This is a genomic window from Paenarthrobacter nitroguajacolicus (genome assembly GCF_031455195.1).
Taxonomy (GTDB): domain Bacteria; phylum Actinomycetota; class Actinomycetes; order Actinomycetales; family Micrococcaceae; genus Arthrobacter; species Arthrobacter nitroguajacolicus_D.
In genome coordinates this window covers 14,321-40,530 of sequence record NZ_JAVDSH010000004.1, presented here as the reverse complement: position 1 = coordinate 40,530, position 26,210 = coordinate 14,321, and the positions used below count along the sequence as shown (strand labels likewise).

At 64.1% G+C, this 26,210-nt stretch carries 24 protein-coding genes and 1 riboswitch; of the genes, 13 read left to right on the top strand and 11 right to left on the bottom strand.

Going from position 1 to position 26,210, the window contains the following annotated elements; genetic code table 11:
• Positions 1 to 33: 33 nt before the first annotated feature.
• From J2Y68_RS09775 to J2Y68_RS09755, 5 genes are all read left to right on the top strand, one after another.
• On the top strand, positions 34 to 1,017 hold the full coding sequence (locus J2Y68_RS09775) for an ABC transporter permease (protein ID WP_309992720.1): 984 nt from the start codon (positions 34 to 36) through the stop codon (positions 1,015 to 1,017).
• A complete protein-coding gene (locus J2Y68_RS09770; RefSeq protein WP_211710745.1) occupies positions 1,017 to 1,988 on the top strand; it encodes an ABC transporter permease in 972 nt (323 codons plus the stop codon). Before J2Y68_RS09775 ends, J2Y68_RS09770 begins: the two co-directional genes overlap by 1 nt.
• On the top strand, positions 1,985 to 4,144 hold the full coding sequence (locus J2Y68_RS09765) for an ABC transporter ATP-binding protein (protein ID WP_309992717.1): 2,160 nt from the start codon (positions 1,985 to 1,987) through the stop codon (positions 4,142 to 4,144). Before J2Y68_RS09770 ends, J2Y68_RS09765 begins: the two co-directional genes overlap by 4 nt.
• Positions 4,145 to 4,222: 78 nt before the next feature.
• The gene (locus J2Y68_RS09760) at positions 4,223 to 5,950 is read left to right on the top strand and encodes an ABC transporter family substrate-binding protein (protein WP_309992714.1); all 1,728 of its coding nucleotides are present in this window, start codon (positions 4,223 to 4,225) and stop codon (positions 5,948 to 5,950) included.
• A gap of 196 nt (positions 5,951 to 6,146) precedes the next feature.
• Positions 6,147 to 7,193: a Gfo/Idh/MocA family protein gene (locus J2Y68_RS09755; RefSeq protein WP_309992712.1), complete on the top strand. Its 1,047-nt coding sequence runs from the start codon at positions 6,147 to 6,149 to the stop codon at positions 7,191 to 7,193.
• Here the strand turns inward: J2Y68_RS09755 and J2Y68_RS09750 are convergent.
• Both J2Y68_RS09750 and J2Y68_RS09745 read right to left on the bottom strand, forming a co-directional pair.
• Positions 7,159 to 7,659, bottom strand: a complete 501-nt coding sequence (locus J2Y68_RS09750) for a hypothetical protein (RefSeq protein ID WP_309992710.1) — start codon at positions 7,657 to 7,659, stop codon at positions 7,159 to 7,161. The two genes, J2Y68_RS09755 and J2Y68_RS09750, sit on opposite strands and share 35 nt — an antisense overlap.
• 17 nt (positions 7,660 to 7,676) lie before the next feature.
• Complete coding sequence (locus J2Y68_RS09745; RefSeq protein WP_309992708.1) at positions 7,677 to 8,870, bottom strand: hypothetical protein; 1,194 nt, start codon at positions 8,868 to 8,870, stop codon at positions 7,677 to 7,679.
• 264 nt (positions 8,871 to 9,134) lie between these two features.
• Between J2Y68_RS09745 and J2Y68_RS09740 the strand changes: the two genes are divergently transcribed.
• From J2Y68_RS09740 to J2Y68_RS09730, 3 genes are all read left to right on the top strand, one after another.
• Positions 9,135 to 9,866, top strand: coding sequence for a hypothetical protein (locus J2Y68_RS09740; protein WP_309992705.1), 732 nt, complete (start codon positions 9,135 to 9,137; stop codon positions 9,864 to 9,866).
• An 87-nt stretch (positions 9,867 to 9,953) separates the two neighbouring features.
• On the top strand, positions 9,954 to 10,505 hold the full coding sequence (locus J2Y68_RS09735) for an RNA polymerase sigma factor (RefSeq protein ID WP_309992703.1): 552 nt from the start codon (positions 9,954 to 9,956) through the stop codon (positions 10,503 to 10,505).
• Positions 10,502 to 11,317, top strand: coding sequence for a hypothetical protein (locus tag J2Y68_RS09730; RefSeq protein WP_309992701.1), 816 nt, complete (start codon positions 10,502 to 10,504; stop codon positions 11,315 to 11,317). The genes J2Y68_RS09735 and J2Y68_RS09730 overlap by 4 nt, the downstream gene beginning before the upstream one ends.
• An 84-nt stretch (positions 11,318 to 11,401) precedes the next feature.
• Here J2Y68_RS09730 and ald read toward each other — a convergent pair whose 3' ends face one another.
• A complete protein-coding gene (ald, locus tag J2Y68_RS09725) occupies positions 11,402 to 12,520 on the bottom strand; it encodes an alanine dehydrogenase (protein WP_018780201.1) in 1,119 nt (372 codons plus the stop codon).
• A 205-nt stretch (positions 12,521 to 12,725) separates the two neighbouring features.
• On the opposite strand from ald, the gene J2Y68_RS09720 reads away from it, so the two are divergent.
• A complete protein-coding gene (locus J2Y68_RS09720; RefSeq protein WP_397334968.1) occupies positions 12,726 to 13,943 on the top strand; it encodes a PucR family transcriptional regulator in 1,218 nt (405 codons plus the stop codon).
• Positions 13,944 to 14,102: 159 nt separating this feature from the next.
• On the opposite strand, the gene J2Y68_RS09715 is transcribed toward J2Y68_RS09720, so the two are convergent.
• Together J2Y68_RS09715 and J2Y68_RS09710 are read right to left on the bottom strand one after the other, a co-directional pair.
• A complete protein-coding gene (locus tag J2Y68_RS09715; RefSeq protein WP_309992692.1) occupies positions 14,103 to 15,245 on the bottom strand; it encodes a hypothetical protein in 1,143 nt (380 codons plus the stop codon).
• 2 nt (positions 15,246 to 15,247) lie between these two features.
• Positions 15,248 to 15,393: riboswitch (cyclic di-AMP (ydaO/yuaA leader) on the bottom strand.
• Positions 15,394 to 15,507: 114 nt separating this feature from the next.
• Positions 15,508 to 15,753 carry a hypothetical protein gene (locus J2Y68_RS09710; RefSeq protein WP_309992690.1) on the bottom strand — a complete coding sequence of 82 codons (246 nt, stop codon included), beginning with the start codon at positions 15,751 to 15,753 and terminating at the stop codon, positions 15,508 to 15,510.
• 46 nt (positions 15,754 to 15,799) lie between these two features.
• Between J2Y68_RS09710 and J2Y68_RS09705 the strand changes: the two genes are divergently transcribed.
• A complete protein-coding gene (locus tag J2Y68_RS09705) occupies positions 15,800 to 16,864 on the top strand; it encodes an ATP-dependent DNA ligase (protein ID WP_309992687.1) in 1,065 nt (354 codons plus the stop codon).
• Positions 16,865 to 16,927: 63 nt separating this feature from the next.
• On the opposite strand, the gene J2Y68_RS09700 is transcribed toward J2Y68_RS09705, so the two are convergent.
• The 5 genes from J2Y68_RS09700 to ptsP form a co-directional block, all read right to left on the bottom strand.
• Positions 16,928 to 17,191 (bottom strand): DUF6480 family protein, encoded by a 264-nt coding sequence (locus J2Y68_RS09700; protein ID WP_235521087.1) that lies wholly within the window; start codon positions 17,189 to 17,191, stop codon positions 16,928 to 16,930.
• Between the two features lie 115 nt (positions 17,192 to 17,306).
• Positions 17,307 to 18,116, bottom strand: a complete 810-nt coding sequence (locus tag J2Y68_RS09695) for an alpha/beta fold hydrolase (RefSeq protein WP_309992684.1) — start codon at positions 18,114 to 18,116, stop codon at positions 17,307 to 17,309.
• On the bottom strand, positions 18,097 to 18,498 hold the full coding sequence (locus J2Y68_RS09690; RefSeq protein ID WP_211710730.1) for a helix-turn-helix domain-containing protein: 402 nt from the start codon (positions 18,496 to 18,498) through the stop codon (positions 18,097 to 18,099). Before J2Y68_RS09690 ends, J2Y68_RS09695 begins: the two co-directional genes overlap by 20 nt.
• A 24-nt stretch (positions 18,499 to 18,522) precedes the next feature.
• On the bottom strand, positions 18,523 to 18,801 hold the full coding sequence (locus tag J2Y68_RS09685; RefSeq protein ID WP_309992680.1) for an HPr family phosphocarrier protein: 279 nt from the start codon (positions 18,799 to 18,801) through the stop codon (positions 18,523 to 18,525).
• 32 nt (positions 18,802 to 18,833) lie between these two features.
• Entirely contained in the window at positions 18,834 to 20,519 is a 1,686-nt protein-coding gene (gene ptsP / locus J2Y68_RS09680; protein WP_309992678.1) for a phosphoenolpyruvate--protein phosphotransferase, read from the bottom strand.
• Positions 20,520 to 20,636: 117 nt separating this feature from the next.
• Between ptsP and J2Y68_RS09675 the strand changes: the two genes are divergently transcribed.
• The 3 genes from J2Y68_RS09675 to J2Y68_RS09665 all read left to right on the top strand — a co-directional run bounded on the left by J2Y68_RS09675 (position 20,637) and on the right by J2Y68_RS09665 (position 24,607).
• Positions 20,637 to 21,359, top strand: a complete 723-nt coding sequence (locus J2Y68_RS09675; RefSeq protein WP_211710727.1) for a TetR/AcrR family transcriptional regulator — start codon at positions 20,637 to 20,639, stop codon at positions 21,357 to 21,359.
• Between the two features lie 66 nt (positions 21,360 to 21,425).
• A complete protein-coding gene (locus tag J2Y68_RS09670) occupies positions 21,426 to 23,459 on the top strand; it encodes a PTS mannitol transporter subunit IICBA (protein ID WP_309992674.1) in 2,034 nt (677 codons plus the stop codon).
• Positions 23,459 to 24,607 (top strand): mannitol-1-phosphate 5-dehydrogenase, encoded by a 1,149-nt coding sequence (locus J2Y68_RS09665; RefSeq protein WP_309992672.1) that lies wholly within the window; start codon positions 23,459 to 23,461, stop codon positions 24,605 to 24,607. Before J2Y68_RS09670 ends, J2Y68_RS09665 begins: the two co-directional genes overlap by 1 nt.
• Before the next feature lie 81 nt (positions 24,608 to 24,688).
• Here J2Y68_RS09665 and cycA read toward each other — a convergent pair whose 3' ends face one another.
• Entirely contained in the window at positions 24,689 to 26,149 is a 1,461-nt protein-coding gene (gene cycA, locus J2Y68_RS09660; RefSeq protein WP_309992669.1) for a D-serine/D-alanine/glycine transporter, read from the bottom strand.
• Positions 26,150 to 26,210 lie beyond the last annotated feature (61 nt).

Sequence of the window (26,210 nt, the reverse complement as noted above, 5' to 3'; positions counted from 1 at the left end):
GAGTTTTGCCACGATTCGGGGCAGCCACCCGACATGCTGAAATATCTGATGAAGCGATCGGGAATCTACCTGATCATGATCTTCCTGACCACAAGCGCCGGCTACTTCCTGGCTGTCTCATCGCTCAAACCAGCGGTCCTCGAACAGGAAAAGATTCCGAGGCCCACGCCCGAACAGGTAGCGGCATCGTTCCGGGGGCTCGGCCTGGATCCGGATAAGAATCCATGGGAGCGCTACGTGGAATGGCTCGGCGGCATAGTCACCCGCTGGGACTGGGGCCGCAGCCCCAACGGCGCATTCGTCAATGCGGAATTCGCCGACCGTGTCCTGGTCTCCACCCGGCTCTTCATCGCCTCGATCATCCTGACGCTGATCATCGGCGTCGCACTTGGCGTCTACTCCGCAGCGCGCCAGTACAAGTTCCAGGACCGTGTCATCACGTCTTACAGCTACCTGGTCCACATTCTTCCGGCACCCATCGCCTACTTCCTGGTCCAGCTTGGGGCCATCAGCATCAACGAAACCGTTGGGCAGCGCATCTTCTTCGTGACGGGAATTTCGACGCCGGGAATCGACCCTGGGTGGCCGGCTTTCGTTGACCTTGTGGCCCACTACGCCGTGCCCACCTTCGCGATGACCATCTTCGGTTGGGCCGGGTACCAGATCGCCCAGCGTCAGTACCTCCTGGACAACGTCAACGCCGACTTCGTCCGCACCGCACGCGCCAAAGGACTCACCAGGAACCAGGCCATCACCCGCCATGCGCTGAGAGTTTCGTTCATTCCCGTGGCGCAAAGCATCGCGTTCACCATCCCGGCAATCTTCACCGGCGGCTTCTTCGCCGAAGCCATCTTCGCCTGGCCCGGCATTGGTTTATGGAGCATCCAGTCCATCGGGCTGCAGGACGTGAACGTAGCTACAGCCACGTTGGCTTACGGCTCAGTGATCTTCGCCATCGGCGCTATCCTGGCCGACTTCGCCACAACGCTGGTTGATCCACGAGTGAGGGTCCAGTAATGACGAACATCATCGATCCCATCGCGGAAATCGACGAGTCCAGGGTTGCTGACCAGGACGTCGTCATTGGGAAATCCCGCATCATCTTCCGCCGGTTCATGCGGAACCGGACCGCCGTCGCCGGTTTGTTCATCTTCCTTGCCCTGTTTCTTTTCTCCATCTTCGGCGGGTTCCTGACCCCGTGGGACAAGGAAACCCTGGATCCGTTCAATATCGGGATGCCGCCGTCCCCGGACCACCTGCTCGGTACGACGCAGGCCGGCATCGACCTCATGGCGCTCATTGTTGATGGCACCAGGACCTCCATCCTCATTGGCCTGATTGTGGGTGGCCTTTCCGTCCTGATCTCCGCTGTGTACGGATGCACCATGGCGTTCTTCGGCGGCAAGGTGGACGCCACCATGCTGTTCATCCTGGAAGCGCTCATCATGATGCCAGCCATCCTGGTGGTAGCCGTGGCGACCAGTGGCAGCGGAGGACTCAAGAACCTCCCCAGCTGGCTCCTGCTGGTTATCGTCCTGCTCTTCTTCAGCTGGATGGGTACTGCCCGCCTGGTGCGCTCGCTGTCCATGTCGCTCATGCAACGCGACTACGTCAAAGCGGCCAGGTACATGGGCGTCCCCTCGCGACGCATCGTGTGGCGGCACTTGGTTCCGAACATCGGCTCGCTGCTGGTGCTCGACTTCACCCGCGGCATCACGGGTGCGATCCTGGCCGAAGTGGCGTTCTCGTTCATCGGTATCGGCATCAAGCTTCCTGACGTCAGCCTCGGTGTCCTGATCGGCCAGGCCACGGGCCAGGTCTCGTCGTTCCCCTGGATGTTCTGGGTTCCGTTGACCGTCATGTTCCTGCTTACAGGCTCGCTGGCCATGATGAATGACGGTCTCCGTGACGCCTTCGACCCCAGCTCCAGTTCCATCGGACGGGCCAAGCGGACCAAGCCCCAGACTGCGAAGAAGATCAACAAATGAGCACCAACACCTCCCAGAACCCTGCCGAACGCCTCCGCGACGCCGGACTGTACGCGTCGGGCGACGCCGTGCTCAGCGTCCGGGACCTCAACGTCCGCTTCAATTCCGAAAACGGGGTGGTCCACGCCGTCCGCGGCGTCGACTTCGACCTCATGCCGGGCAAGACCCTGGGCATCGTGGGTGAGTCCGGCTCCGGCAAGTCCGTCACGTCCATGGCCATCATGGGCCTCCTCCCCGAAACCGCGGACATCACCGGTTCGGTACGATACAAGGGCAAGGAACTCCTGGGCCTGAGCGATAAGGCCATGTGCAAGCACCGCGGCAGCGACATCGCCATGGTGTTCCAGGATCCGCTGTCCTCGCTCACCCCCGTCTACACGGTGGGCCACCAGATCATCGAGGCGCTCACGGTCCACAACCCGACCATGACCAAGCAGGCAAAAGAAGCCCGCGCCGTCGACCTCTTGCGGATGGTGGGCATCCCCAGCCCGAAGGACCGGCTGAAGGCATTCCCCCACGAGTTTTCCGGCGGCATGCGCCAGCGCGTCATGATCGCCATCGCGATCGCCAACGATCCCCGCGTCCTCATTGCCGATGAACCCACGACGGCGTTGGACGTCACCATCCAGGCGCAGGTGCTGGAGGTCCTGCACACCGCGCAGGAGGAGACCGGCGCCGCCGTCGTCATGATCACGCACGACCTCGGCGTCGTCGCGGGCATGGCCGACGACATCATGGTCATGTATGCGGGCAAACCGGTGGAGACCGGCACCGTGGAGGACATCTACTACAACCCGCGCATGCCCTACACCTTGGGCCTGCTGGGAGCCGTTCCACGCGTGGACTCCTCGGACAAGCAGTCGCTGGTACCCATCGAAGGGACGCCGCCCAACCTGGCGCTGCCCGTCATCGGATGCTCCTTCGCGGCCCGCTGCCCGATGGTCAGCGACGCCTGCCTGCACGGCGAACCGGAGCTCCTCTCCGTGCCGGGTGTTGAGGGCCAGACGCTTGGACATAAGGCAGCCTGCATCAAGGCCGATCAGCTGAGCGGCGATGCCGACGCACACAAGATTTTCCAGGCACCGCCCAAGCCCGTTTCAAAGTTCGACGGCGTGGCCCGCCTCGAGCGCGAAAAGGTCCTGGAACTCAAGGACGTGAAGAAGCACTTCCCGCTGCTCAAGGGTGCACTCATCAAACGGCGCATTGGCACGGTAAAGGCCGTGGATGGGCTGAGCTTCGACATCCGCGAGGGTGAATGCGTCTCGATCGTGGGTGAGTCCGGCTGCGGTAAGACCACCACTTTGCTGGAAATCATGGAGTTCCACCCGGACCAGGTGGGCGAAGTTATTATCGGCGGAGTCAGCAACAAGGTCGCCACGGACCACAAGACCAAGATGGCCATGCGCAAGGAAATGCAGATGGTCTTCCAGGACCCCACGGGAGCCCTGGATCCACGCTTCACGGTTTACGAAGTCCTGGCCGAGCCCTTGGAAAACCTGGGGATGCCCAAGCCCGCCATCAGGAAACGCATCATGGAGCTCATGAAGCTGGTGGGCCTGCAACCGGACCACGTCAACCGCTTCCCCAACCAGTTCTCCGGCGGCCAACGCCAACGCATCGGCATCGCCCGGGCACTCGCCGTCAACCCCAAGCTGGTGGTCCTGGACGAGCCGGTCTCTGCTTTGGACGTTTCAGTGCAGGCTGGCGTGATCAACCTGCTGGACAAGCTCCGCGCCGAACTGGGCCTGAGCTACCTCATGGTGGCCCACGACCTCTCGGTGGTCCGGCACATTTCAGACCGCGTGGCCGTGATGTACCTGGGCAAGATCGTGGAGACCGGTGACGTAGACGAAGTCTTCGACAACCCACGCCACCCCTACACCCGTGCCCTGCTCTCTGCCATCCCGGTTCCGGACCCGAACCTCGAACGCACCCGCGAACGCATCATCCTGCAGGGCGACCTGCCCAGCCCGCTTGATGCGCCCAAGGGATGTAACTTCGCTACACGTTGTCCCGTATTCGCCGCGCTTCCCGCGGGGAAGCAGGAGAAGTGCCTTACTCTGGAGCCGCCACTGGCTTCCGAAGGGGCTCAGGACTTCGCCTGCTTCTTCCCGGACGGAGAAATAGATGCCGACATGCTGGTGGTGCATGCCTGACAACACATGACGCATTGACATATATCCCTGGTCTCAACTCGCAAAGATATTCCAAGTCGTAAACATGAAGGGCAAACCATGAAGAAGTACACGACGATCGGCGGCGTAGCGCTCGCAGCGACGCTCATGCTGACCGCTTGCGGCGGGGGAACGCCGTCGGGTCCTGCCTCCCAGAAGGCAGAAGAAAGTGGCGGCGACATCAGCAAGCTGATCAGCGTCAACGCCAAGGAAGCGAAGGACCTGGAACAGGGTGGCACGGTCACCTTGGGCGTAGGCAGCATTGGTCCCGACTTCAACGGATTCTCCAATGTGGGCAACAGCGCTGACAATTCAGCGCTCATGACTCCCGTCAACACCGCTTCCATCAGCAGCGGCGGGATTGGCGGCTGCTGGAAGCTGGACTTCGACGGCAAGGCCTCGCCGAATAAGGACTTCTGCGAAGACGTCAAGAGCGAAGTAAAAGACGGCAAGCAGACCATCACCATCAAGGTGAACGACAAGGCAACCTGGAACGATGGGACCCCCATCGACGTCAAGACCTTCGAGAACACCTGGAAGATGCTCCGCGGCGAAGACAAGTCGATCGACATTGTCACCGCGGGCGCTTACGCATTCGTGGATTCGGTCAAGGCCGGCGCCAACGACAAAGAAGTCATTGTCACCACCACGCAGCCCGTCTTCCCGCTGGAAGGCCTCTTCTTCGGCCTGATCCACCCGGCTATCAACACTCCGGAAATCTTCAACAAGGGTTTCGCCGGTGAGATGCACCCCGAATGGATGGCCGGTCCCTTCAAGGTGGAGAACTACGACACCACCGCCAAGACCGTCACCATGATCCCCAACGACAAGTGGTGGGGACAGAAGCCGGTGCTGGACAAGGTCATTTGGCGCCAGATGGAACCGAGTGCAACCATCGCTGCCTTCAAGAACGGTGAGATCGACGCCGCCAACGGCCGTACCCTGGGCCGCTACAAGCAGCTGGAAGGCACCACTAACTCCGAGGTCCGCCGTGGCCAGCGCCTCTTTGCCGGTGGACTCAACATCAACGCCAAGCGGCCGGCCCTGACCGATGTTGCCGTGCGTAAGGCGATTTTCACCGCCGTCGACCGCAAGGCCATCCGCGACGTCCGCTTCAACGGCCTGAACTGGTCCGAAGAGAGCTCGGGCTCCATGATGCTGATGCCGTTCTCCCAGTACTACCAGGACAACTACCCCGTGAAGGACACCGGTGCCGAGGCTGCCAAGAAGGTCCTGACCGACGCTGGCTACACAGCCAACGACAAGGGGATCATGGCCAAGGACGGCACTCCTATCGCCTTCAAGATCACCAACTTCGGTGATGACCCCACCGCAGCCGCAACCTCGCAGACGCTGCAGAACCAGCTCAAGGCTGCCGGCATGGACGTGACCATCGACCAGCGCGGTGACGCCGACTTCGGCAAGGTCATCGGCGGCCGCGAGTTCGACCTCACCATCTCCGGTTACACCGTGGGTCCGGACGCCACTGACGCCGTGAAGCAGTACTACGACTCAACCACCAACGAAAACGGCCTGGGCGATGCCGAGCTCGACGCCGAAATCAAGCGCCTGGCGACCATCTCCGATGACAAAGAGCGCAACAAGGCCGCCATGGACGTAGAGAAGAAGCACATGGAGAAGTACTACTCCATGGGCACCGTCCTGAACGGCCCGGAGATCCAGTTCGTGCGCACGGGCCTGGCCAACTACGGCCCGTCCCTGTTCAAGAGCCTCTCCAATGTTCCGGACTGGACAACCCTCGGCTGGGAAAAGGGCGCCAAGAAGTAGCCTTCCCGCTGTAGTTTCCTGAAGGCCGGGATCCTCCCCAAACTTTTCACAAGGTTCGGGGGCGGTTCCCGGCCTTCGCCATACCCCCCAACCCTCCCTCACATCCCTCCCGTTTGGGCCGATCCCTCTCTCACCCGGTGAGAGAGGGATCCCGGGAAGGGGCTGTTACGTGAGAGAGGGTCGGTAGCCTAGGGACATGACTTCCACGCCAATCCGCACGGCCGTTGCCGGTTTCGGGCTCTCCGGCAGCGTCTTCCATGCTCCTTTCATCGAGGCCAACCCCGCGTACGAGCTCGCCGTCATCGCAACATCGGACGCAGCACGCCAAGCCAAAGCGAAGGACCGGTACCCGCAGGTAAAGATCGTCGACACCCCCAACGACATCCTGGCCCTCGCGGACCAGCTGGACCTGCTCGTTATAGGCACACCGCCCGCAACCCACTACCCGCTCGCGAAAGCGGCGCTGGAAGCCGGCCTCGACGTCGTCGTGGACAAACCGTTCGTAGTCCACAGTTTCCAAGGCGAGGAGTTGATCAACCTGGCCGCGCAACTGGGCCGCGTCCTCACGGTCTACCAAAACCGCCGGTGGGACGCCGACGCCCTAACCGTGCAGAAGCTGCTCGACGCCGGCACGCTGGGGACGGTGACCAGGTTCGAAGCCGCGATGGAGCGGTGGGCTCCGGCGATCGCGAAGGAGTGGAAGGCCAGTGCCACGGCAGAGGACGGGGGCGGGGTCCTCTTCGACCTCGGCACCCATGTGCTGGACCTGGCTTTACGGTTCTTCGGGCCCGCTGAAGTGACTCACGCGGAGATCCGGGCCCGCCGCCCCCAGGAGAGCGCCGACGACGACGTCTTCCTGGTCCTGGAACACGGATCCGGAGTGGTCAGCCACGTGACCATCAACCTCACCAGCCAGCTGCCCGGTCCACGCTTCCGGGTTCTGGGCACCCGTGGCGGTTTCGTGAAGTTCGGGGCCGACCCGCAGGAACCCTACCTGTCCGGCGGCGGGCTGCCCACGGACCCGGAGTACGGCGTCGAGCCGCCACAAAACCATGGAACCCTGGCGGTGGACGGCGAGCGCACCGCGGTCCCCACTGAACGGGGGGCCTATCCAGAGTTCTACCGGTTGCTGGCAGGCAAGCTCGACGACGGCGGTACGGCTTCAGCGCGGCCGTTGCCTGTTGATCCGGCTGATTCGGTGGCGGTACTCAAACTGATTGAGCAGGCCCGGGGGCTGGTGTGATTTCGGCGCTCGCAACTACCGAGTAAATCGCCTTCAGGTCGTTGTTGCCCTCCAGCGGCTGGCAACTTCCCGTCAGCTGGACAACATCCGCAGAAGCCTCCTGATCCACCACGGTGACGGCCGTGAACTGCGCCAGGGGCCCGGCCTGGGGGTGGGTGTAGCGGGCTTCCCGGACGTACCAATCGCGGCCGTTGATGGTCACCGGCTCTGTGCCGAGCAGGACAGCCTCCGGCAAGGAATCCAGGAACCGGTCCACGGAAGCGGCGATGTCCTGGAGTCCGTACCCCGGCCGGCGGCGCGACACGGAGATGACCACATTCGCCGTGTAGTTGCCTTCCGTGGCCGGTGCCATCAGTGCGCCCACCGCTTCGGGGACTACTTGCTGGGTCCAGCCGGCGGGTGGGTTGAGCTTGATGGTGGGGTACGCGGGGAATGCTTCGGACGGGAAAACCTGCTGCGATGTCACGGGAGCCCTTTCGGAGGCTAGTTGTTGACGAAGTCGATGAATCCGGTGACGGAGTCCACGAATCCCTTGGGGCTGAGCGTGATCTGCCCGCCAGCGCCAAGGCCCAGCTCTGCGGTGATCTTGGCGCCGGCGCCGAGTGTGAGGCCGTCTTCGTCCAGGGAGACGGTGTAGAAGTGACTCTCACCTGCGCCCGCAGCTACTGTGCCGTTGAGGGTTATTTTCTGCCCCAGCACTTCCACGTATTGGCTTCCGGTCAGTTCCGCACCGGCTCCGGCGCTGAACGCGCTGCCTGTGACGTCTTTGTTCTTGACGCTGACTTCGCCTTCGCCGGCACTGGCCCAGGCACCGGCGCGTATTTCTCCGCCCTGGCCCACACTGAACAAGCCTCCGGCAAACTCCGTTTCATTGTCCGTGGTGATTTTTTGACCGGCGAACCCCTCACCGCCGGCGGAAAAGAGGAAGGGGCTGCTCGCGTTGGCATGGGCACTGGCCTCTACCCCGGTCATGGCCCGGGTTGTGGAGGTGTTGGTAACCCAACCGTCAAAGAAGTCGGAACGAACCGTGGTGGTGTTCTCGGCCCCTGCAAACGCTTCGCCCTTGGCGCTGGCGTTGGGGAGTCCCAGCCCGAACGGCACGCTGGCCTCGAACTCGCCGTCGGCGCGCGCTCCGACGAACGTCTCGTTGGTGACAGTGGTGTCCATGGGCCCGTACTCGCCCTTCGCCGTCCACGTCATCTGCCCGCCGGTGGATGCTTCACCGGAGCCGCCAACTGCGATCCCGTCCGGGCCCATGGAACCGTGCGCTTCCCCTGTTGCCTGGCTGTCGAATGAACCTTCGCCTTCAACCGTGACGGGACCGTAGGTGGTGGGATCAAACGTGAAGCCCAGAGTCTCTGAGCCGCTCCTGCCCTTTCCGTCACCCAGCCCACGTCCCGGTCCGCCCAGGGAGGCTTGCTCCTGCTGTTCGGCATTGAGTTTCAGGGCACGCGCGTTGTCCTTGAGGCATGCTGCAGCGGCGCCCAGCCGGCCTTGGAGATCACTGTGCCAGGCGCTGCGGAAGCGGTCGGCGTCGTTACCCCGCCAGTAGTTGCCTTGCTGGATCAATGCGTTGAGCTGCAGCCGCAGGTCGCTGATCTTTTGGGCCTCAGAGTCCATTACAGCCGAGAGCCGCCGGAGGTCTCCGACGTCGGCGCCTACCAATCCTTGTCCCATCACGCATCCCCTGAACGTAGCGACATTAGAAAACCTGCAGACCAGTTTGGTGCCAGGCGTCTCCCGAGCATGACTACTGCGGAACGGGGCTGCCATGGGGAGAACTACCGGTGTGGGTAAAGCCAGCCGAAAAACTTTCACCATGTGCGTAACCTCGCGGCAGCCTCAAGCGATGTAGGTGGTGTGCGGGCCACGTCCGTGCACTGATCATCCGGCAGCGACCCAACAGCTGCCGGGGCAATCCCAAGTTTTTCGGAGGGTTTCATGTCCTTTTTCACTGTCCTTGCCACCAGCAAAGTCGCCGCGGGCGTCCTGGCCGCGGGAGCCGTAGCGGCTGGCGGAACAGGCGTAGCTGCCTTCAACGGAGCGCTCCCCACCGGTTTCCAGCAGACGGCGCACGATCTTGTTGGCGCGCCGGCACCGCTCGACGGGAACACCGCCAAAACAGCCACCTCTGAAGCAGCCGCCACTGCCGAAACGGCCAAGTCCAAGGTGACTGACGCCGTCGGGACCGCGCAGTCCAAGGCCACCGACGCTGCCGGGGCTGGCCAAGGAAAGGCAGCCGACGCTGTATCCGACGCGAAGGCCACAGCCGAGCACGCCCTCGCCACCTCACCCGAGGCTTTCGGCCTCTGCACGTCATTCCTCAATGGCGGACTGAAGTCCGACACCACTGTTCCGGGCTTCAAGTCCCTGGCGATCGCCGCGGGGGGCGATGCAAAGGTTGAGGCGCATTGCCACGCCGTCGTCGACGCCGGCAAGGCCGCGGGCCTGAAAGTGGACGGCTCCGCCAAGGCAAACGCCGACGTCGGTGCTTCAGTGACGTCCGGGCGTCCGGCCATGCCCGCGGTTCCGGCCGTCCCAGCCGTGCCCGCGGTCCCCGCAACGCCCGCGGTCCCCGCAACGCCCGCTGTCCCCGCAGGTCCCGCGGTCCCGGCGCAGGTTCCCAGCCACGTTCCGGCCGTTCCGGGCGCTCCACTCGATTCTGTCCGCTAAGCGGGCAGCGGCTACGGTTTAAGGGCGGGGCTCCTTGGCTTAGGACAAGGAGCCCCGCTACGTAACGTGGGATGGAGGCGTCCACGGGTGCTTGACCCTTTAGCTGATGAATATGTGCAGGCGGATCATGACGACCCCGCGCTGCTCTTCACGGCCGCCTACAACAGCTTCGCCGGGCCGGTCTTTGGCTACCTCCGGGCCCGGGGCGTGGATGACCCCGAAGCCGTTACGCAGGACGTCTTCCTGGCCCTCCATCCGCAGCTGGAAACCCTGCAGGGCGGGCTCCAAGGGGCCAAGGCACTCTTGTTCTCCATCGCGCATGCCCGGATGGTGGACCACTACCGCAAGCGTGCCCGAACGCCCGGTTCCACTCCCTACGAGCCGGACCTGGACGGCCGCCGCGCCCCGTCGGCCGAGGATCAGGCATTTGGGCGGACCTCCGGCTTGGGGGTAACGGAGCTCCTGGAGGGCCTGGCGGACGACTACAGGGATGTCCTGGCACTGAGGGTGGTAGCGGACCTTTCCGTGGAGGAGACAGCGGCCATCATGGGCAAGTCCCAGGGCGCCGTGAAGCAGTTGCAACGCAGGGCCTTGGGCGCATTGAAGAAACGGGCACAACGAACGAACGGCACATCATGAGCGAACACAGCGCCCCGCAAGGCGGACGTCACCACCAGCAGGCGATCGACCAGCTGTTGGCCGGTTCCGGCCACGAAGGCGACGCCGCGCTCCGCACCGAACTGCTGGAACTCCGCGCGTTGGCCAGCACCGCGCCTTTGCCGTCCGACGCCGTCCGGGCCTTGATGAGCGGCGGCCATGCGGCCGTCACCCGGCAGCTCACGACGGCGGATGGTCCCTCCGCGTGGTCTGGGGCACCGACCGCGGTTCTTGCCACTGTTGACCCGAGCCAAGTCCCGGTCCGTGTGGATGAGCTTGCTGCACGCCGGCGGAAGAAGCGTCGCACGACCATCGCCGGCCTCGCTGTTGCCGTGTCTTTGGCCGGCGGCGCCACAGCAGCGGCCGCGTCCGAAGGCGGAATTCCGGGTGCTTTCGAGCATCTTGGAGCAGCAATCGGATCGGTGGCCTCGCAGTTGGCTCCGGGCTCAGGGCATGCTCCCCAGCAAGGCGCCCCGGGCGGTTCGAGCCCGCAGCCACCACTGGAAGAAGCCCAGCCGACTCCTGCGCAGAGCCAGCCAGTACCGGCCCCGGAGTCTTCGGCCCCGGGAGTCCCTGCTGGCGTTCCGCAGCCTGGTGGGGCGGTACCACCGCAAACCCCCAAGGCTCCCCAGCGCGATGTGCCAGGCAAGGGCGTTATTCCCACGCCCCCGGTGGTGCCCGTGACGCCGCCTGCCATCGATCCATCCACTATCGATCCGTCACAACTCCGCCCGTCGGACCTCCCTGTGCCTGTTCCCACTCACGCAGTTCCGAAGGTTCCGAACACACCGTAGACGAACTCGGCCGCTAATACGTGGAAAGCCCGCTGTTCCGTTGCTGGGCAGCAACGAAACAGCGGGCCAACGACGGTTCAAACGCTAGGCGGAAACCAGACTGTGCCAGTCGTTCACGAGGGGCAGGTTGTGCGCCTCGGAAACGGAGTGGTGTGCCACGTGGCCGGCGGCGATGTTGAGGCCGGCAGCCAGGGCGGGGTCGCGATCGAAGGCGGCCTTGACGCCCAGGTTGGCCAGTGCCACGGCGTAGCGCAATGTGACGTTGGTCAGTGCGTACGTGGAGGTGTTCGGAACAGCGCCAGGCATGTTGGCAACGCAGTAGAAGATCGAGTTGTGGACCTTGTACGTCGGTTCCTGGTGGGTGGTGGGGTGCGTGTCCTCGAAGCAGCCGCCCTGGTCCACAGCGATGTCCACCAGAACCGAGCCCGGCTTCATGCGGGAGACAAGTTCATTGGTGACCAACTTGGGAGCCTTGGCACCCGGGATCAGGACGGAGCCGATCACGAGATCTGCGTCGATGACTGACTTCTCGATCTCGTAGGCGTTGGAGGCAACGGTCTTCAGGCGGCCCTGGTAGAGGGCGTCGAGTTCGCGCAGCCGGTTGATGTTGATGTCCATGATGGTGACATCAGCACCGAGGCCCAGCGCCATGGCAGCGGCGTTGGTTCCCGCAACACCAGCACCGAGGACGACAACCTTGGCCGGACGGACGCCCGGTACTCCGCCCAGGAGGACGCCCTTGCCGCCGGCCGGGGCCATGAGGGAGGAAGCCCCGACCACGACGGACAGGCGGCCCGCGACCTCGGACATGGGAGCGAGCAGCGGAAGTGTGCGGCCTTCCTGCACGGTTTCGTAAGCGATGGCCGTGACGCCGGAGTTGATGAGCTCGGCGGTGAGCTCGGGCTCTGCGGCGAGGTGCAGGTAGGTGAAGAGGATCAGACCCTTGCGGAAGCGGTGGTACTCGGCCGCGATGGGCTCCTTGACCTTCATGACCATGTCCGCGCGGCCCCAGACGTCGTCAGCTTCGTTGACGATTTCAGCGCCGGCGATCGAGTATTCCTCGTCGGTAATGCCCGAGCCGAGGCCTGCGCCGCGCTCAACCAGAACGGTGTGTCCGTGGGTGCGGAATTCGTGGACACCGGCAGCCGTGATGGCTACGCGGAACTCGTTGTTCTTGATTTCTTTGGGGACGCCGATGATCATTTGCTGGCTCCATCGTTAGCGGCCTGTTCGGCCGAAAGTTTGCTGCGGGCTGTGATTCCAGAATAAATCCGGCTGTGAGGCAGGCGACATGGAATGCCGGGGCGCCCAGCACGCAAAGCCCGGAAATCCAACGATCCTGAGGCACTGCGCTCGACATTTGTCGAGCAGTGGAGCGTCAGGTGTCGCCTCCTGTTGGTACGCTTTCCTGATGCAGCAGGACGTGGAACAGATCGTAGAACGCGTCGCACTGAAGCTTGGCCGCGGCTTGTCACTGGAAGACCTCGACGGCGTCCTCCTCGCCTACAGCTCCAACCAATCCCACGCCGACCGCGTGCGCGTGAACTTCCTGCTCAGCAAGCGCGTCCCCACCGACGTCAGCGCATGGCAGCTCTCCCACGGCATCTCCACGGCAGTGCGTCCAGTGGTAGTCCCCGCCAACGATGAACTAGGGATGTTGGGCCGGGTCTGCGTCCCTCTCCTGGTCCGCGGATTCCGCGTCGGCTACCTGTGGGTGCAACTGGATGTCGAAGAGCAAAGCGCGACGGCGATACTCGCCGAATTGCCTGGGGTACGGGACGAACTGGACCTGCTGGCGGGGCTGCTCCTTGACTCAAACACGGCCGAATCAGAGTTTCGCCGCCGCCGCGAACAGGAGTTCCTTTCGGCTTGCAACGGCGAATCCAACGCGGTGGCGGCCGTTGCCGGATGGAAGGAAATCCAAGGGCGGGGTCCGTGGCAACTGGTGACCATCCTGGACCCGGACGGTGCCGGGTCCGCCGTCGACCCCATCGCGGCAACCTTGACCCACCGCTCCGCGGCACTGCAGTCCACGATAGGTGTCAACGCTGCCCTGTTCAGTGCCGGAACAGAGACGCATTCGGTGGTCCTGTTCCGGGAATCCGGTGGACGGGCTGACCACGCGCAGGTGCTGGTGCACTACCAACTGGAGCTCGCCAAACGGGCCGGTAGGACCGTGGACCGGGTCATCCTGGGCATCAGTGAACCATTCCAGGTGATCCGGCAGCTCGCTGGTGCGTACCGCCAGTCCAAGGTGGCGGCCCAGGCTGCCGCGGTGGACCTGCCGCTGGGCGAGCTCGTGGAAAGCCGGGCAGTAGGCGTCTACCAACTTTTTGATCGCCTGTTGGCACCCGGTGGCTGGGATGACACCGGATCGGTCCACTACAGGACGTTGGAGGACCAGGACAGGAACGGCGAGCTCCTGCCGGTCCTGGAGCTGCTCTACGACAATGACAGTTCCGTCCAGGATGTCGCAGCGAAGCTCCACCTTCACAGGAGCAGCATCTACAACCGGCTCGGCCGGATCCGCCAGCTCATCGGGGCTGACCCGTTGAGTGGCGCGATCCGGCTTGAACTGCACGCGGCACTCAAGGCACACCGCTGGGCACGGCGCCCCAGGATCTAGGCGTCCTGCGCGCCCTGTTCCCGGGATCGGACCCCTAGGAACGCCTCATCCGCTGGCAGCTCCAACGGCCCACCCTTCGCCGAAAGGTAGCGGTCCGGCTGCTGGTGCAGTACCGGCCATGCCAGCCGACGGGCGTAGCCGTGCGGGGTAGCCGCGTGCTCACTTCACTACTTTCTTGGCCGCGTCGAGGATCGTGTCGAGGGCCGTTCCAGTGGATTGCGGGTTGGTACCGGTGTTGGGGTTTCCGGTAGGCCGCGGCTTAGGCGTTTGGGTCGGTGTCGGGGTGGGCGTCGGGGTCGGGGTGACGGTCGGCGCGGGCGTGGTTGTCGGGACCGGAGACGGGGGCGTGGTGATCGTATCGGCGGGCACATCGGTGGGAGCCGGGGCGGGCTGCGTCGGTACTGCCGCGGACGTGCCTGGCGCAGGGTTGGCTGCCGATGGCGCTGCCGAAGGAACCCACACAGGGTCCGCAAGCGAGACGTGAGGGGCCGGAACCGACGACGGCGACACTACAGAAGGTGCCTCCGGGACAGTCGCCGGCTGGCCGGCTGCGGATGCGGAGGAAGCTGTTGGCGCTGCCGCGCCCGAGGCCGACGGCGAAGACGCGGTGGAATAGGAAGCGCGAGGCCCCGGCGCAGCTGAAGCTGACTGCCGGTCGCCCTGGCCGCTCGCATCCTGGGCTGGCGTTTCATGGCCGAAGAACGGCAGCTCAAGTGCTTGGCCGAGGCCTCCTGCCGTGAGGACCAGTCCGACGGCGCCGGCGACCACGGCCATGCGCTGGCTCATGTGCTTGACCGAGGCGGCCTTCCTAAGGACGGCCTGTGGTTCACGGTTGAACGAGCCCGTAGATCCAAAGCCAGTCCTGGCCGGACTGGGAGTAGGTGCTTTGCTGCCAACGGCCACTACGGGGATGGCTGCCGTGGTGGGCTCCGGCTGCGTGGCCTGCTGTGTCCCCGGCTTGGGGGCTGCCGGCGGAACGATGGGGATGGCTGCAGTGGGAGGGCCCGGTGTGGTCGACCTTGGAGCCGCGGCTTGGGCTGCCTGTACTGCCGGGATCGCGGCGGTGGCCGGTTCTGCGGGTTCGGCTTCAGCCCGGGCTGCCCGTTCCCGCTCCGCTGCACGGGCGGCCGCGCGCGTGGTGGGCTTGGCAGCAGCGGCGGCTTCCGGCGTCGTGCTTGGTGCCTCAGGCGCTGCTGCTGGTCCGGTGGGGGATCCGCTGGGTTCGGCCCGACGGCGTCCGGTTGGTTTGGTGCGCTCGCGTTCGATCTGGGCGCGGCGCGGCTGATCCATGGTTGGGGACATGGTGGTTGCCTCTCAACGCCTTCGAGGTTAGCTGTCGGGTTCGGACGAGGCCGTCCGGCCGCCTCAGCGGCTTCACCCCGAGGGCTTGGAAACAAGCCCGGGAACTGTGGGTCCCCCGCCTCTGCCGCGGGTCTGGCGGATCCCGGATTGCGGCAGAGCTCGGCGTCAATCCGGAAGCGGCCCAGCGGAGATACGGGTCGCCCTACGACGGTACATGAGCCGGAAAGTAAAGTCACATTAATGTAACGGACGGTACGTCGAGCTAGGCGGGAGGCTCTGTGCGCCTAGGCTTCGGGGCCGGCGCGGGAGCCGGCAGCTCGTACTGGATCTTCTGGATTTGGTGGGCCTGGTGTGTTTCCGGCCGGAAGATCTCGTCGGCAATTCCCAGCATGCCGCCCACCGCTGCACGCCCTGATCCCCGCCGGTGTTGCCGCGCTATCCAGAACCATAAGCCCGCCAGGAGCACTGGAACTCCGAGAACTGCCGCCAACACGGCCAAGATATCCACCGACTAAGACTAGCTTCGGCGTCCGACGGCAGGGTAGACATTTCCTATGGACCTGCCAGTGATGCCGCCCGTCTCGCCCATGCTTGCCAAATCAGTTCCGGACATTCCCGACGTGGGGCACTACGAGCCCAAGTGGGATGGGTTCCGAACCATTGTCTTCAAGGACGGTGACGAGGTCATTCTGGGCAGCCGCAACGAGAAGCCCATGACGCGCTACTTTCCCGAGCTGGTTGAGGCGCTGAGGAAGAACCTGCCGGAGAAATGCGTGATCGACGGTGAAATCGTCCTGATCGAGGGCAACAGGCTGGAATTCGAGGTCCTCCAACAACGGATCCATCCCGCCGACAGCAGGGTCCGGATGCTGGCCGAGAAAACGCCGTCCTCCATGATCGCGTTCGACATCCTGGCCTTGGGCGAGGAAGACCTGATGGGCAAGCCGTTCTCAGAGCGCCGGGCCATCCTGGAATCCGCGCTTGCCAAGGCCGAACCCCCTGTCTACGTCACTCCAGCAGTAACGGATCTCGAGCGGGCCAAGGAGTGGTTCGTGCAGTTGGAGGGCGCGGGCCTGGACGGGATTCTTTCCAAGCCGTTGGGTGGAACCTATCAACCAAATAAGCGCGTGATGTTCAAGACCAAGCATGTTCGGACGGCGGATTGCGTGGTGGCCGGGTTCCGATGGCACAAGACGGCGAAAGTGGTGGGTTCCATGCTGTTGGGGCTTCACGACGACGCCGGTCGGCTGCACCACGTGGGCGTGGTGGCGTCATTCCCCATGGCCAAGCGTGAAGCGCTGGTTGCCGAGCTTGAGCCGTACCGGGTGGATCTGGGCGATCATCCGTGGGGCGAGTGGGCCAAGCAGGACGAGGCTGCCGGTGGTTCGCGGATGCCTGGTGCGCAAAGCCGGTGGAGCGGGGGTAAGGACTTCTCGTTTGTGCCACTGCGCCCCGAGCTCGTGATCGAAGTGGCGTACGACTACATGGAGGGCGACAGGTTCCGCCACACCACGCAGTTCCGCCGCTGGCGCCCGGACAGGACTCCGGAAAGCTGCACGTACGCGCAGTTGGAGGAGCCTGCGGATTACGATCTTGGGGAGATCCTGAGCCTGCCGTAGGGCACGTTGCCAGACCGCTGTTACGTTGCTGGCCCGCAACGTAACAGCGGGTTGGCGACGTAGCTACTCTTCGTGTCCTTGGTCGCTGCTCATGCTGCCTTCGGCCGGCGGCGTTTCACCCGGGGGTACCCCGCCACCTGGCTCCAATCCAGTGACGTTGCCGTCCAGGGGATCAGGGTTGGCGGAGGCCGCGGGATCATCGTCCTCGTCCTGGCGCATGTCTGGATCTTCGTGGATGCTGTCGGCATCGGCGGTGGTGTCGAAGGGTCCGGTCGCGCCGCTCACGCCGAAGGTTTGGGGATCGTCTTCCGGGTCATAGCTGGTCATGGTTCAAACCCTTTCGTAAGCAGACTTACTATTCGCTTGCCTGGCCAGCCTAGCCTGATCCAACCGGGACCAACAAGGGGCACCCAACCCTTGCTCCGACGTCGTGCCCCAGCGCCTAACTGCGCTGCGTGGTCGCGGCGACGAAGCTGCGGATGGCATCCGCCACCGCTTGCGGACGCATGTGCTGCGCCACGTGTCCCACCCCGGGAATCTCCACCAGGCGTCCTTGGTCCACGGTTCGGGAAAGCCGCAGTGACCAGTCAGGGCCCGCCACCTGGTCGCGGCTCCCACGCAGGACCAGCACCGGCACCTTGATGCCGGCCAGCCGCTTTTCCGTGGGATAGCCCATCATCACAGGGAGCTCCGTGAGGTACCAGCGGAGTCCGCAACGGAAGTAGTCGGAGACCACGATCCAGTTGGACGAAGGACTCTCGCGAAGGACACCGTCCAAGGTGAGCGCCAGTGATTGCCGGAAGACGCTCTTGTACCTGGAATCGACCACCGGCCCCATCAACACCAGGCGCTGAACCCGCTCGGGCGCATGCAATGCCGCTTCGATGGCAAACTGCACTCCCATGGAATGACCCACCAGGACGTACGATTCGATGCCCCGCGACGCCAGGGCCTCCGCGATGAAAGCGCCGTAATCCTCCACCTGGAGTTGTCGGCCCGGCCTGGCGGTCCCCCCGAAACCGGGAAGGTCAAAAGAATAGGTTGGCGCGTGGGCGGCGAGGGCGGCGTGGAGCCGCGCCAAGTACCGATGCGATACTCCAATGCCGTGGATCAGGACGTACGCCGGTTCGTTCCCGGAGCCTTCGCCCGGCGCCGGTGTCCCTTCGGTCCAGTGGATCCGGCCGGTCAGGCCCGAAATCTCGACGTCCGCCGCCTCAAACGTGGGCCGCTGCCTACTCGCTGATGTGGTCATCGCCATCCCCGGACTGCTTCTTTCTCTGCGTTTCCAGCCACTCCATAATTGCGGCCTGCCGGATCCGACGATGTGTACCCCGGTACTCCACTGGAATCTCGCCTCGATCAGTCATGTTGCGCAGGTACGTATGCGAGATGCCCGCGAGTTCCGCTGCCTGGGATGTGGTGAGCATTTCCTCCACGCTGCTGACCGTCACCGTTTCGCCCCGGCCCAGTCGCGCGAGGAGGTCCACGACGGCGTCCCTCGCCTGATCGGGCAGGCGGTGGACTGTGCCGTCCACGAACACGGTGATGTCATTGCTGTCCTGGAGGGAACGCGCGAGATTCCGGGCGTCGTCGGCGGGGAGCCCGGCCGTGACGCGGGGAGCTATCAGTGCCATGCCAGAAGCCTAGCCCGGAAGAAGCTACTCCGCGTCCAGGTCCGTCTCCAACAGCTTCACCAGTGCGTCCAGCGCAGCGTCGGCACCTTCCCCCTCGGCCCGCAACACCACAACGTCGCCCTTGGCGGCACCGAGCGTCATGAGCGAAAGGATGCTGGCGGCGTCGAGGGCGTCATCGGCAGGGGCACCCTGCATGGCAATGGTGACCTCCACGGGCTGTTCGCCCGCAGCCTCGGCGAAGAGGGCGGCGGGCCGGGCGTGCAAGCCGGAGCGGCTGGCGATGGTAGCTGTGCGTTCAGGCATGGGTTTCTCCTGGTATTCCGGATGGATAGGGGCTAGAGGCCGAGCTCTTCAAGCACGGGGAGCTTGGCGCGGACCCAGTCGCGTGCTTCGGTGGCGCTGGGGGCTGACAGGGCAAGGCGGGCCAGCTCCTGTGCCTGTTCCAGCGTGACCGTCTTCAACACAGTGCCGACGGCGGCCAACGAGCGCGCGGTCATGGACAGCGTGGTGACACCCAGCCCGGTCAGTACGACGGCGAGGGCCGGGTCCGCGGCTGCCTCACCGCAGACACCCACCGGCTTGTTGTTGCCCTCCTGGGCTGAACCTTCCACCGTGAGCTGCACGAGTCGGAGGACTGCGGGCTGCCAGGGGGTGTTCAGTTCTGCGAGGGGCCCGAGCTGGCGGTCGGCGGCCATGGCGTATTGCGTGAGGTCGTTGGTGCCAAGGGAGGCGAATCCGACTTCGCGAAGGACGGTGGCTGCGGTCAATGCGGCTGAGGGGACTTCCACCATGACGCCCGGCGTCTGAATTCCGGCCGCAGCACACAGCGAGGCAAAACGTCCGGCTTCGGCGGCCGTGGAGATCATGGGAGCCATGACCCACACGTCTGCTTCGGATTCGGAGGCCGCCCGGGCGATTGCTTCAAGCTGGCGCTCGAGGACGCCCGGCGTGGTGAAGTCCGTACGGTACCCACGCACACCGAGTGCAGGGTTGGGTTCGGTGGCGTCCGTGAGGAAGGGGAGTGGCTTGTCCGCACCGGCATCGAGCGTGCGGAGGACCACTTTCTTGCCCGGGAATGCGTCAAACACGGCCTTGTACGCTGCAGCTTGCTCGTCCACGGAGGGTTCGGTGTCGCGTTCAAGGAAGCAGAACTCGGTGCGGAACAGGCCGACTCCCTGTGCTCCGAGGCCAGCGGCTGCCACGGCATCCTTGGCTCCACCAACGTTGGCGAGGAGCGGTACCAGATGACCGTCCGCCGTCGTGCCGTTTCCGTCGAATTCGGCGAGCGTGGCGGACGTTTCCGCCCAAGCGGTCGCAGCGGCACGCTGTTCCTCGCCGGGCTCGAGGGCGACGGATCCCGCCGCGCCGTCCACGTAAACCTCGGAACCGTCGGCGATCGAGTCCACGCCGTGGGCGGCTACGACTGCCGGCAGGCCGAGTGAGCGGGCGATGATCGCGGTGTGCGACTGCGGTCCGCCGCCGGACGTTACCAAGGCGAGCACCACGGCCGGATTCAGCGTCGCGGTGTCGGCGGGGGCGAGGTCCTCGGCCACCAGGATGAAGGGGGTCTCGGAGGACGGGATGCCGGGCGCGGGCACGCCGCGAAGTTCGGCGACGATGCGTGCACGAACGTCCAGGACATCCGTGGCGCGTTCAGCCATGTAGCCGCCGAGGTTGTGCAGCATTTCGGAGACGGATGCGCCGGCTTCCCAGATGGCGCGTTCAGCCGAGGAACCCGCGTTGATGAGTTTGGCCGCCGATTTCAGGAGCATGGTGTCCTTGGCCATGAGGGCCGTGGCTTCAAGGACGGCTTTGCCATCGCCCGAGGCGGTGTCCGCGCGGCTCTTGAGTTCGTCGTGGACCGATTGGGCTGCCGCTTTCAAGCCGGCGACGGCGTCTTCCGGAGCTACGCCCTCGGCCAACCGTTCGCCCGACGGCGGTTCGCTCACCGGCTTGGGCATCTGGCGGACGGAACCAATGATGCGGCCAGGGCTTACCCCTACGCCTTGGAAATTCTGCACTGAATCCTCTGTTCCTGCTTGTTGGTTCAGACCCACCGGCGACGGCACCGGGAGCCCCATAAATAACTCTTGTGAGCCACTTCATATAGCAACGCTATAGGTGCTAGGGTAGCGGTTATGAGTTTCGATGACCAGCTTCCGCCCAAAATTCGGTTGCTTCGCGCAGCTGCCGAATTGCTGGCGAATTCGGAGGGGTCAGCGGTCTCAACGCGTCAGATCACCAAGCTTGCCGGGGTCACGGCGCCAACGCTCTACCACCACTTTGGCGACAAAGAAGGGCTCTTCGACGCCGTCGTTTCCGCCGGTTTCGAAGAGTATGTGGCGGGGGAGCGGGATTTTGCACCGTCCGGGGAGCCCTTGGAAGACGTCCGGCGGATGTGGGACAACCACGTCCAGTTCGGGCTGACCCAACCCCACCTGTATCTGGTGATGTTCGGCAACATCAGGCCGGAAAGCCGCCCAGCAATCGTGGCCGATGCTGAAGCGCTTCTGGAAGAGATGCTGAACAAGGCCGCTATCTCCGGTCAGATCAACGTGCCGCCCCGCGAAGCGGCCCGAAGCATCCTGGCGGCCAACGTGGGCGTCACGCTCATGCTGATCGCAGAACCGGTAGAGGAACGGAACCTCGAGCTCTCAACGATGACCCGGGATTCCATGATTTTTGCCGTCTCCACGGACACCGCCCGTGGCGCCGCAGCGGAAGACTCCGGTAAGTCCTCGGTTGTTGTTGCGGCAATCGCCCTGAATGCGGCACTGCAGGCCTCGCATTCGGACCAACTATCCAGCTCTGAACTGAAGCTTTTCCTTGAGTGGCTTCACCGCATTTCCAGCAGCTCCTAAGGCTGTTCTCGCTCGATCTGTATCGACTGACCCCGCGCCGCCGCGGGACACACGTTAGGAATTCACATGGCAACAGAGACAGTTGCGAAGCCCCGTACCAGCGCCCGCGTTGGCGTCCAAAAGTTCGGAACATTCCTGTCCGGCATGATCATGCCCAACATTGGCGCTTTCATCGCCTGGGGCCTCATCACAGCCCTGTTCATCGAGAAGGGCTGGATTCCGGTTCCTGCGCTCGGTGGCTTCGGCACCAACGCTGACGGCGTAGCCAATGTGGGCCTTGTGGGTCCCATGGTCAACTACCTGCTTCCCCTGCTGATCGCCTACACCGGTGGCCGGATGGTCTACGACGTTCGAGGCGGCGTGGTGGGTGCCATTGCCACCATGGGCGTGATCGTTGGCACCGGCATCCCCATGTTCATTGGCGCCATGATCATGGGCCCGCTGGGCGGCTGGACCATGAAGAAGATCGACAGCATCTGGGACGGCAAGATCCGGCCCGGCTTCGAGATGCTTGTCAACAACTTCTCCGCCGGTATCTGGGGCGGGATTTTGACCCTGCTCGGGTTCTACGGCCTCACCCCTGTGGTCAAGGCCTTCACCGCCGGCGCGGGTTCAGTGGTCCAGTTCCTGGTGGACAACGGCTTGCTCCCGCTGACCAGCATTTTCATCGAACCTGCCAAGGTCCTCTTCCTGAACAACGCCATCAACCACGGCGTGCTGACTCCCTTGGGCATCCAGCAATCGCTGGACCAGGGCAAGTCCATCCTGTTCCTGCTCGAAGCCAACCCCGGCCCGGGCCTGGGCATCCTGCTGGCGTACATGTTCTTTGGCCGTGGCGCGGCAAGGGCTTCGGCTCCCGGTGCTGCGATCATCCACTTCCTGGGCGGCATCCACGAGATCTATTTCCCGTACGTCCTGATGAAGCCCATCCTGATCCTCGCTGCCATTGGTGGCGGCATGACCGGTATCGCAACCCTGGCCATCACCAACTCCGGCCTGGTGGCACCTGCTGCTCCAGGTTCCATCATTGCGGTCATTGCCCAGACATCACGCGACAGCTACGTTGGCGTCATCCTCGCGGTGGTCCTTGCAACTACCGTGTCCTTCCTTATTGCCTCGCTGATTCTCCGCACCTCCAAAAACAATGGTGAGGACGATCTGTCCGCAGCCACGTCCCGTATGGAGGCAATGAAGGGGAAGAAGAGCTCCGTTTCCTCCGCGCTGGTGGGTGACAGGGTCGCTGCCCAGGGTGAAGGCACTGTCCTGACTCGCCCCGTGCAGACCATCGTCTTCGCCTGCGACGCCGGTATGGGTTCCAGCGCCATGGGAGCCTCGGTCCTGCGCAACAAGATCAAGGCTGCCGGCTTCCCGGACGTCAAGGTCACCAACTCGGCCATCGCCAACCTCAGCGACAGCTATGACGTTGTGGTCACGCACCAGGACCTCACCGAACGTGCGCAGCCCCGAACCTCCAGCGCCGTGCACTACTCGGTGGACAACTTCATGAACAGCCCCAAGTACGACGAAATCGTCGACCTGGTCCGCTCCAGCAACAGCGAAGACGTGGCTTCGGGTACGGGCACGATCACGGAACCAGCCGCTGCCACAACTGAAGCAGCCGCCGCCCATGGTGCACATGCCGCCGAGCCAGCCACCGACGTCGAAGGTAAATCCGTACTGTTGCGCGAGAGCGTGATCCTGGCCGGCAAGGCACGGGACCGCGACTCGGCGATCGACGAAGCCGGGCAGCTCCTGCTGGACCGTGGTGCAGTGGACATGAGCTACGTCCACGCCATGCACGAACGCGAAGAATCCGTGTCCACCTACATGGGCAGCTTCCTGGCCATTCCGCACGGCACCAACGATGCCAAAGAGCACATCATGCACTCGGCAGTGTCCATCATCCGCTACCCCGAGGGCATCGATTGGGGCGGCAAGCAAGTGAAGTTCGTGGTCGGCGTTGCCGGCATTAACAACGAACACCTCCACATCCTGTCCTCCATCGCGAAGATCTTCACCAACAAGGCGCAGGTTGCCCAGTTGGAGGAGGCCACCACGGTTGAGGAAGTCCTGGAGCTGTTCGGAAAGGTCAACGCATAGTGAAGGCAGTCCATTTCGGGGCAGGTAATATCGGGCGCGGCTTCGTGGGGTTGCTGCTCCACGAAGCGGGCTATGAGGTGGTGTTCGCCGATGTCGCGGACGCCCTGATCAGCCAGCTTGCGGAGGCCACCAGCTATGACGTCCATGAGGTGGGCGACAACCCTTCGGTGAAAACTGTCGAAGGCTTCCGGGCTTTGAACTCGGCTACGCAGGAAGCCACCGTTGTGGAGGAAATCTCGACGGCGGATGTGGTCACCACCGCTGTGGGGCCCCACATCCTGAAGTTCGTGGCGCCTGTGATAGCCCGCGGGCTGGCTGCCCGCCCCACGGATTTGCCGCCCTTGCAGGTGATGGCGTGCGAGAACGCCATCAATGCCACCCATCTGCTGCACGCCGAGATCCGGGCTGCCTGGGATGACTCCGCCGGGGATCTTGACGCCGTCGCCGTTTTCGCCGACACCGCGGTGGACCGAATCGTCCCCAACCAGGCGCCGGGCCAGGGCCTGGATGTCACGGTGGAGACGTTCTACGAGTGGGTCATCGACCGCACGCCCTTCAAGGGCAACGCGCCGGTGATCCCGGGCGCCACGTTCGTGGACGACTTGGGACCGTACATCGAGCGGAAGCTGTTCACCGTGAACACCGGCCACGCTTCTGCGGCCTACTTCGGTTACGCGGCCGGCGTTGAGAAGATTTCGGACGCCATGGCCGATCCTTCGGTGGCCGCCAAGGTCCGGGCTGTGCTGGAGGAGACCAAGGAACTCCTGGTGGCCAAGCACGGTTTCGTCGAGGCCGAGCAGGAGGCGTATGTGCAGAAGATCCTGTCGCGCTTCTCCAACCCGCACCTCCCCGATACCGTAAACCGCGTGGGCCGCGCGCCCCTGCGTAAGCTCGGCCGGCACGAGCGGTTCGTTGGTCCGGCAGCTGAGCTCGCCGAGCGCGGTGTCACCCCCGTGGCACTGCTTGAGGCAATGTCCGCGGCCCTGCGGTTTGATGACGGAGCCGACGACGAAGCCGTGGAGCTCGCCAACATGTTGTCCGAGCTGGACGCGGCCGCCGTCGTCGAGCGTGTCACGGAACTGACGCCTGCGCACCCGCTTTTCGCGGCGCTGCAGAAGCTCGTGGAGGACCGCCAAGCCGAGCTCTGACGCTCTCTCACGTTCCACATAAAGGGCCGACGTCGAGCACTCAAGTGAGTGCCCGACGTCGGGCTTTTTCGGGTGCGGGGTCTAGCGCGCTGCCGCGGTTTCCGCTTCGGACATCGCCTTCCATTCGGCCACGCGGGCCTGGTGCAGCGGGGACTTGCGGACCACCGCGTAGGCAACGCCGAGGATCGCGAACCAAATGGGTGTCACCAGCAGTGCCGTGAATGTGTCCGGCTGCGTGGTCAGGGCCCAGACGAGGAACGCGAAGAAAGCAAAGACCACCCAGACCATGGGGATGCCGCCGGGCATCTTGAACGGTGAAGCGGCGTGCTGCTCGGGCCGGCGTTTGCGGTACACGAGGTAGCTGGCCAGGATGATGGACCAGACGAACATGAAGCAGACGGCGGACACGGTGGTCACCATGTCGAAGGCAACGCCAACGTCCTTGCCTGCATAGAGGAGCGCGACGCCGGCCAGCAGCAGCACGCACGAGAGGAAGAGTGCGTTTTGGGGTACTTTGCGGCTCGAGAGCCGGCCGAAGAGCTTGGGTGCGTCGCCGTCGTTGGCCAGGCCGTAGACCATGCGCGACGTCGAATAGATGCCGGAGTTGGCCGAGGACATAGCGGACGTGAGGACTACGAGGTTCACAACGGTGGCAGCCATGCCAAGCCCTGCAAGGGAGAACATGGCGATGAACGGGCTTTGGCCTGCTTTGAACTCGGTCCATGGGGTGACGGACATCAGGATGATGAGGGCGCCCACGTAGAAGAGCATGACACGCAGGGGGATGGCGTTGATGGCGCGGGGGAGGTTGTGCTCCGGGTTCTTGGTTTCAGCGGCGGCTGTGCCCACCAATTCGATGCCCACGAACGCAAACACGGCGATCTGGAACCCAGCTACGAAGCCCATGAATTCCTTGGGGAAGAACCCGCCGTGGCTCCAGAGGTTGGTGAAGCTCGCGGTGCCGGCGTTGGATTGGAAACCGGTGAAGATCATGACCAGGCCCACTACGATCAGTGCCACGATGGCCACGATCTTGATGAGGGCAAACCAGAATTCGGTCTCACCGAACGCCTTGACGGTGGGCAGGTTGAGCAGGAGCAGGATGATGATGGTGGCCAGGCCCGGGATCCATAGCTGGATTCCCGGCCAGAGCTCGTTGGCGTAGCCTGCGATCGCGATGACGTCCGCAACGCCGGTGACTACCCAGCAGAACCAGTACGTCCAACCGGTGAAGAAGCCGGCCCACGGGCCCAGGAGGTCGCCCGCGAAGTCGCTGAAGGACTTGTAGTTCAGGTTGGACAGCAGGAGCTGGCCCATGGCCCGCATCACGAAGAAGAGCATGAAGCCGATGATCATGTACACGAAGATTACGGAGGGACCGGCAACAGAGATGGTCTTGCCGGAGCCCATGAAGAGGCCCGTTCCGATGGCACCGCCGATGGCCAGGAGTTGGATGTGGCGGTTGCTGAGCGAGCGTGACAGGTGGGGCTCGCTGTCCCTGCTGGAGGCGCGGAGTCGCCCCTGTGTTGTCTGGTCGGACATTAGTTCAAGAACCCTTCGAAGGACCCGCCACAATAGTGACGGCCGTTACAAATGTGTTCGA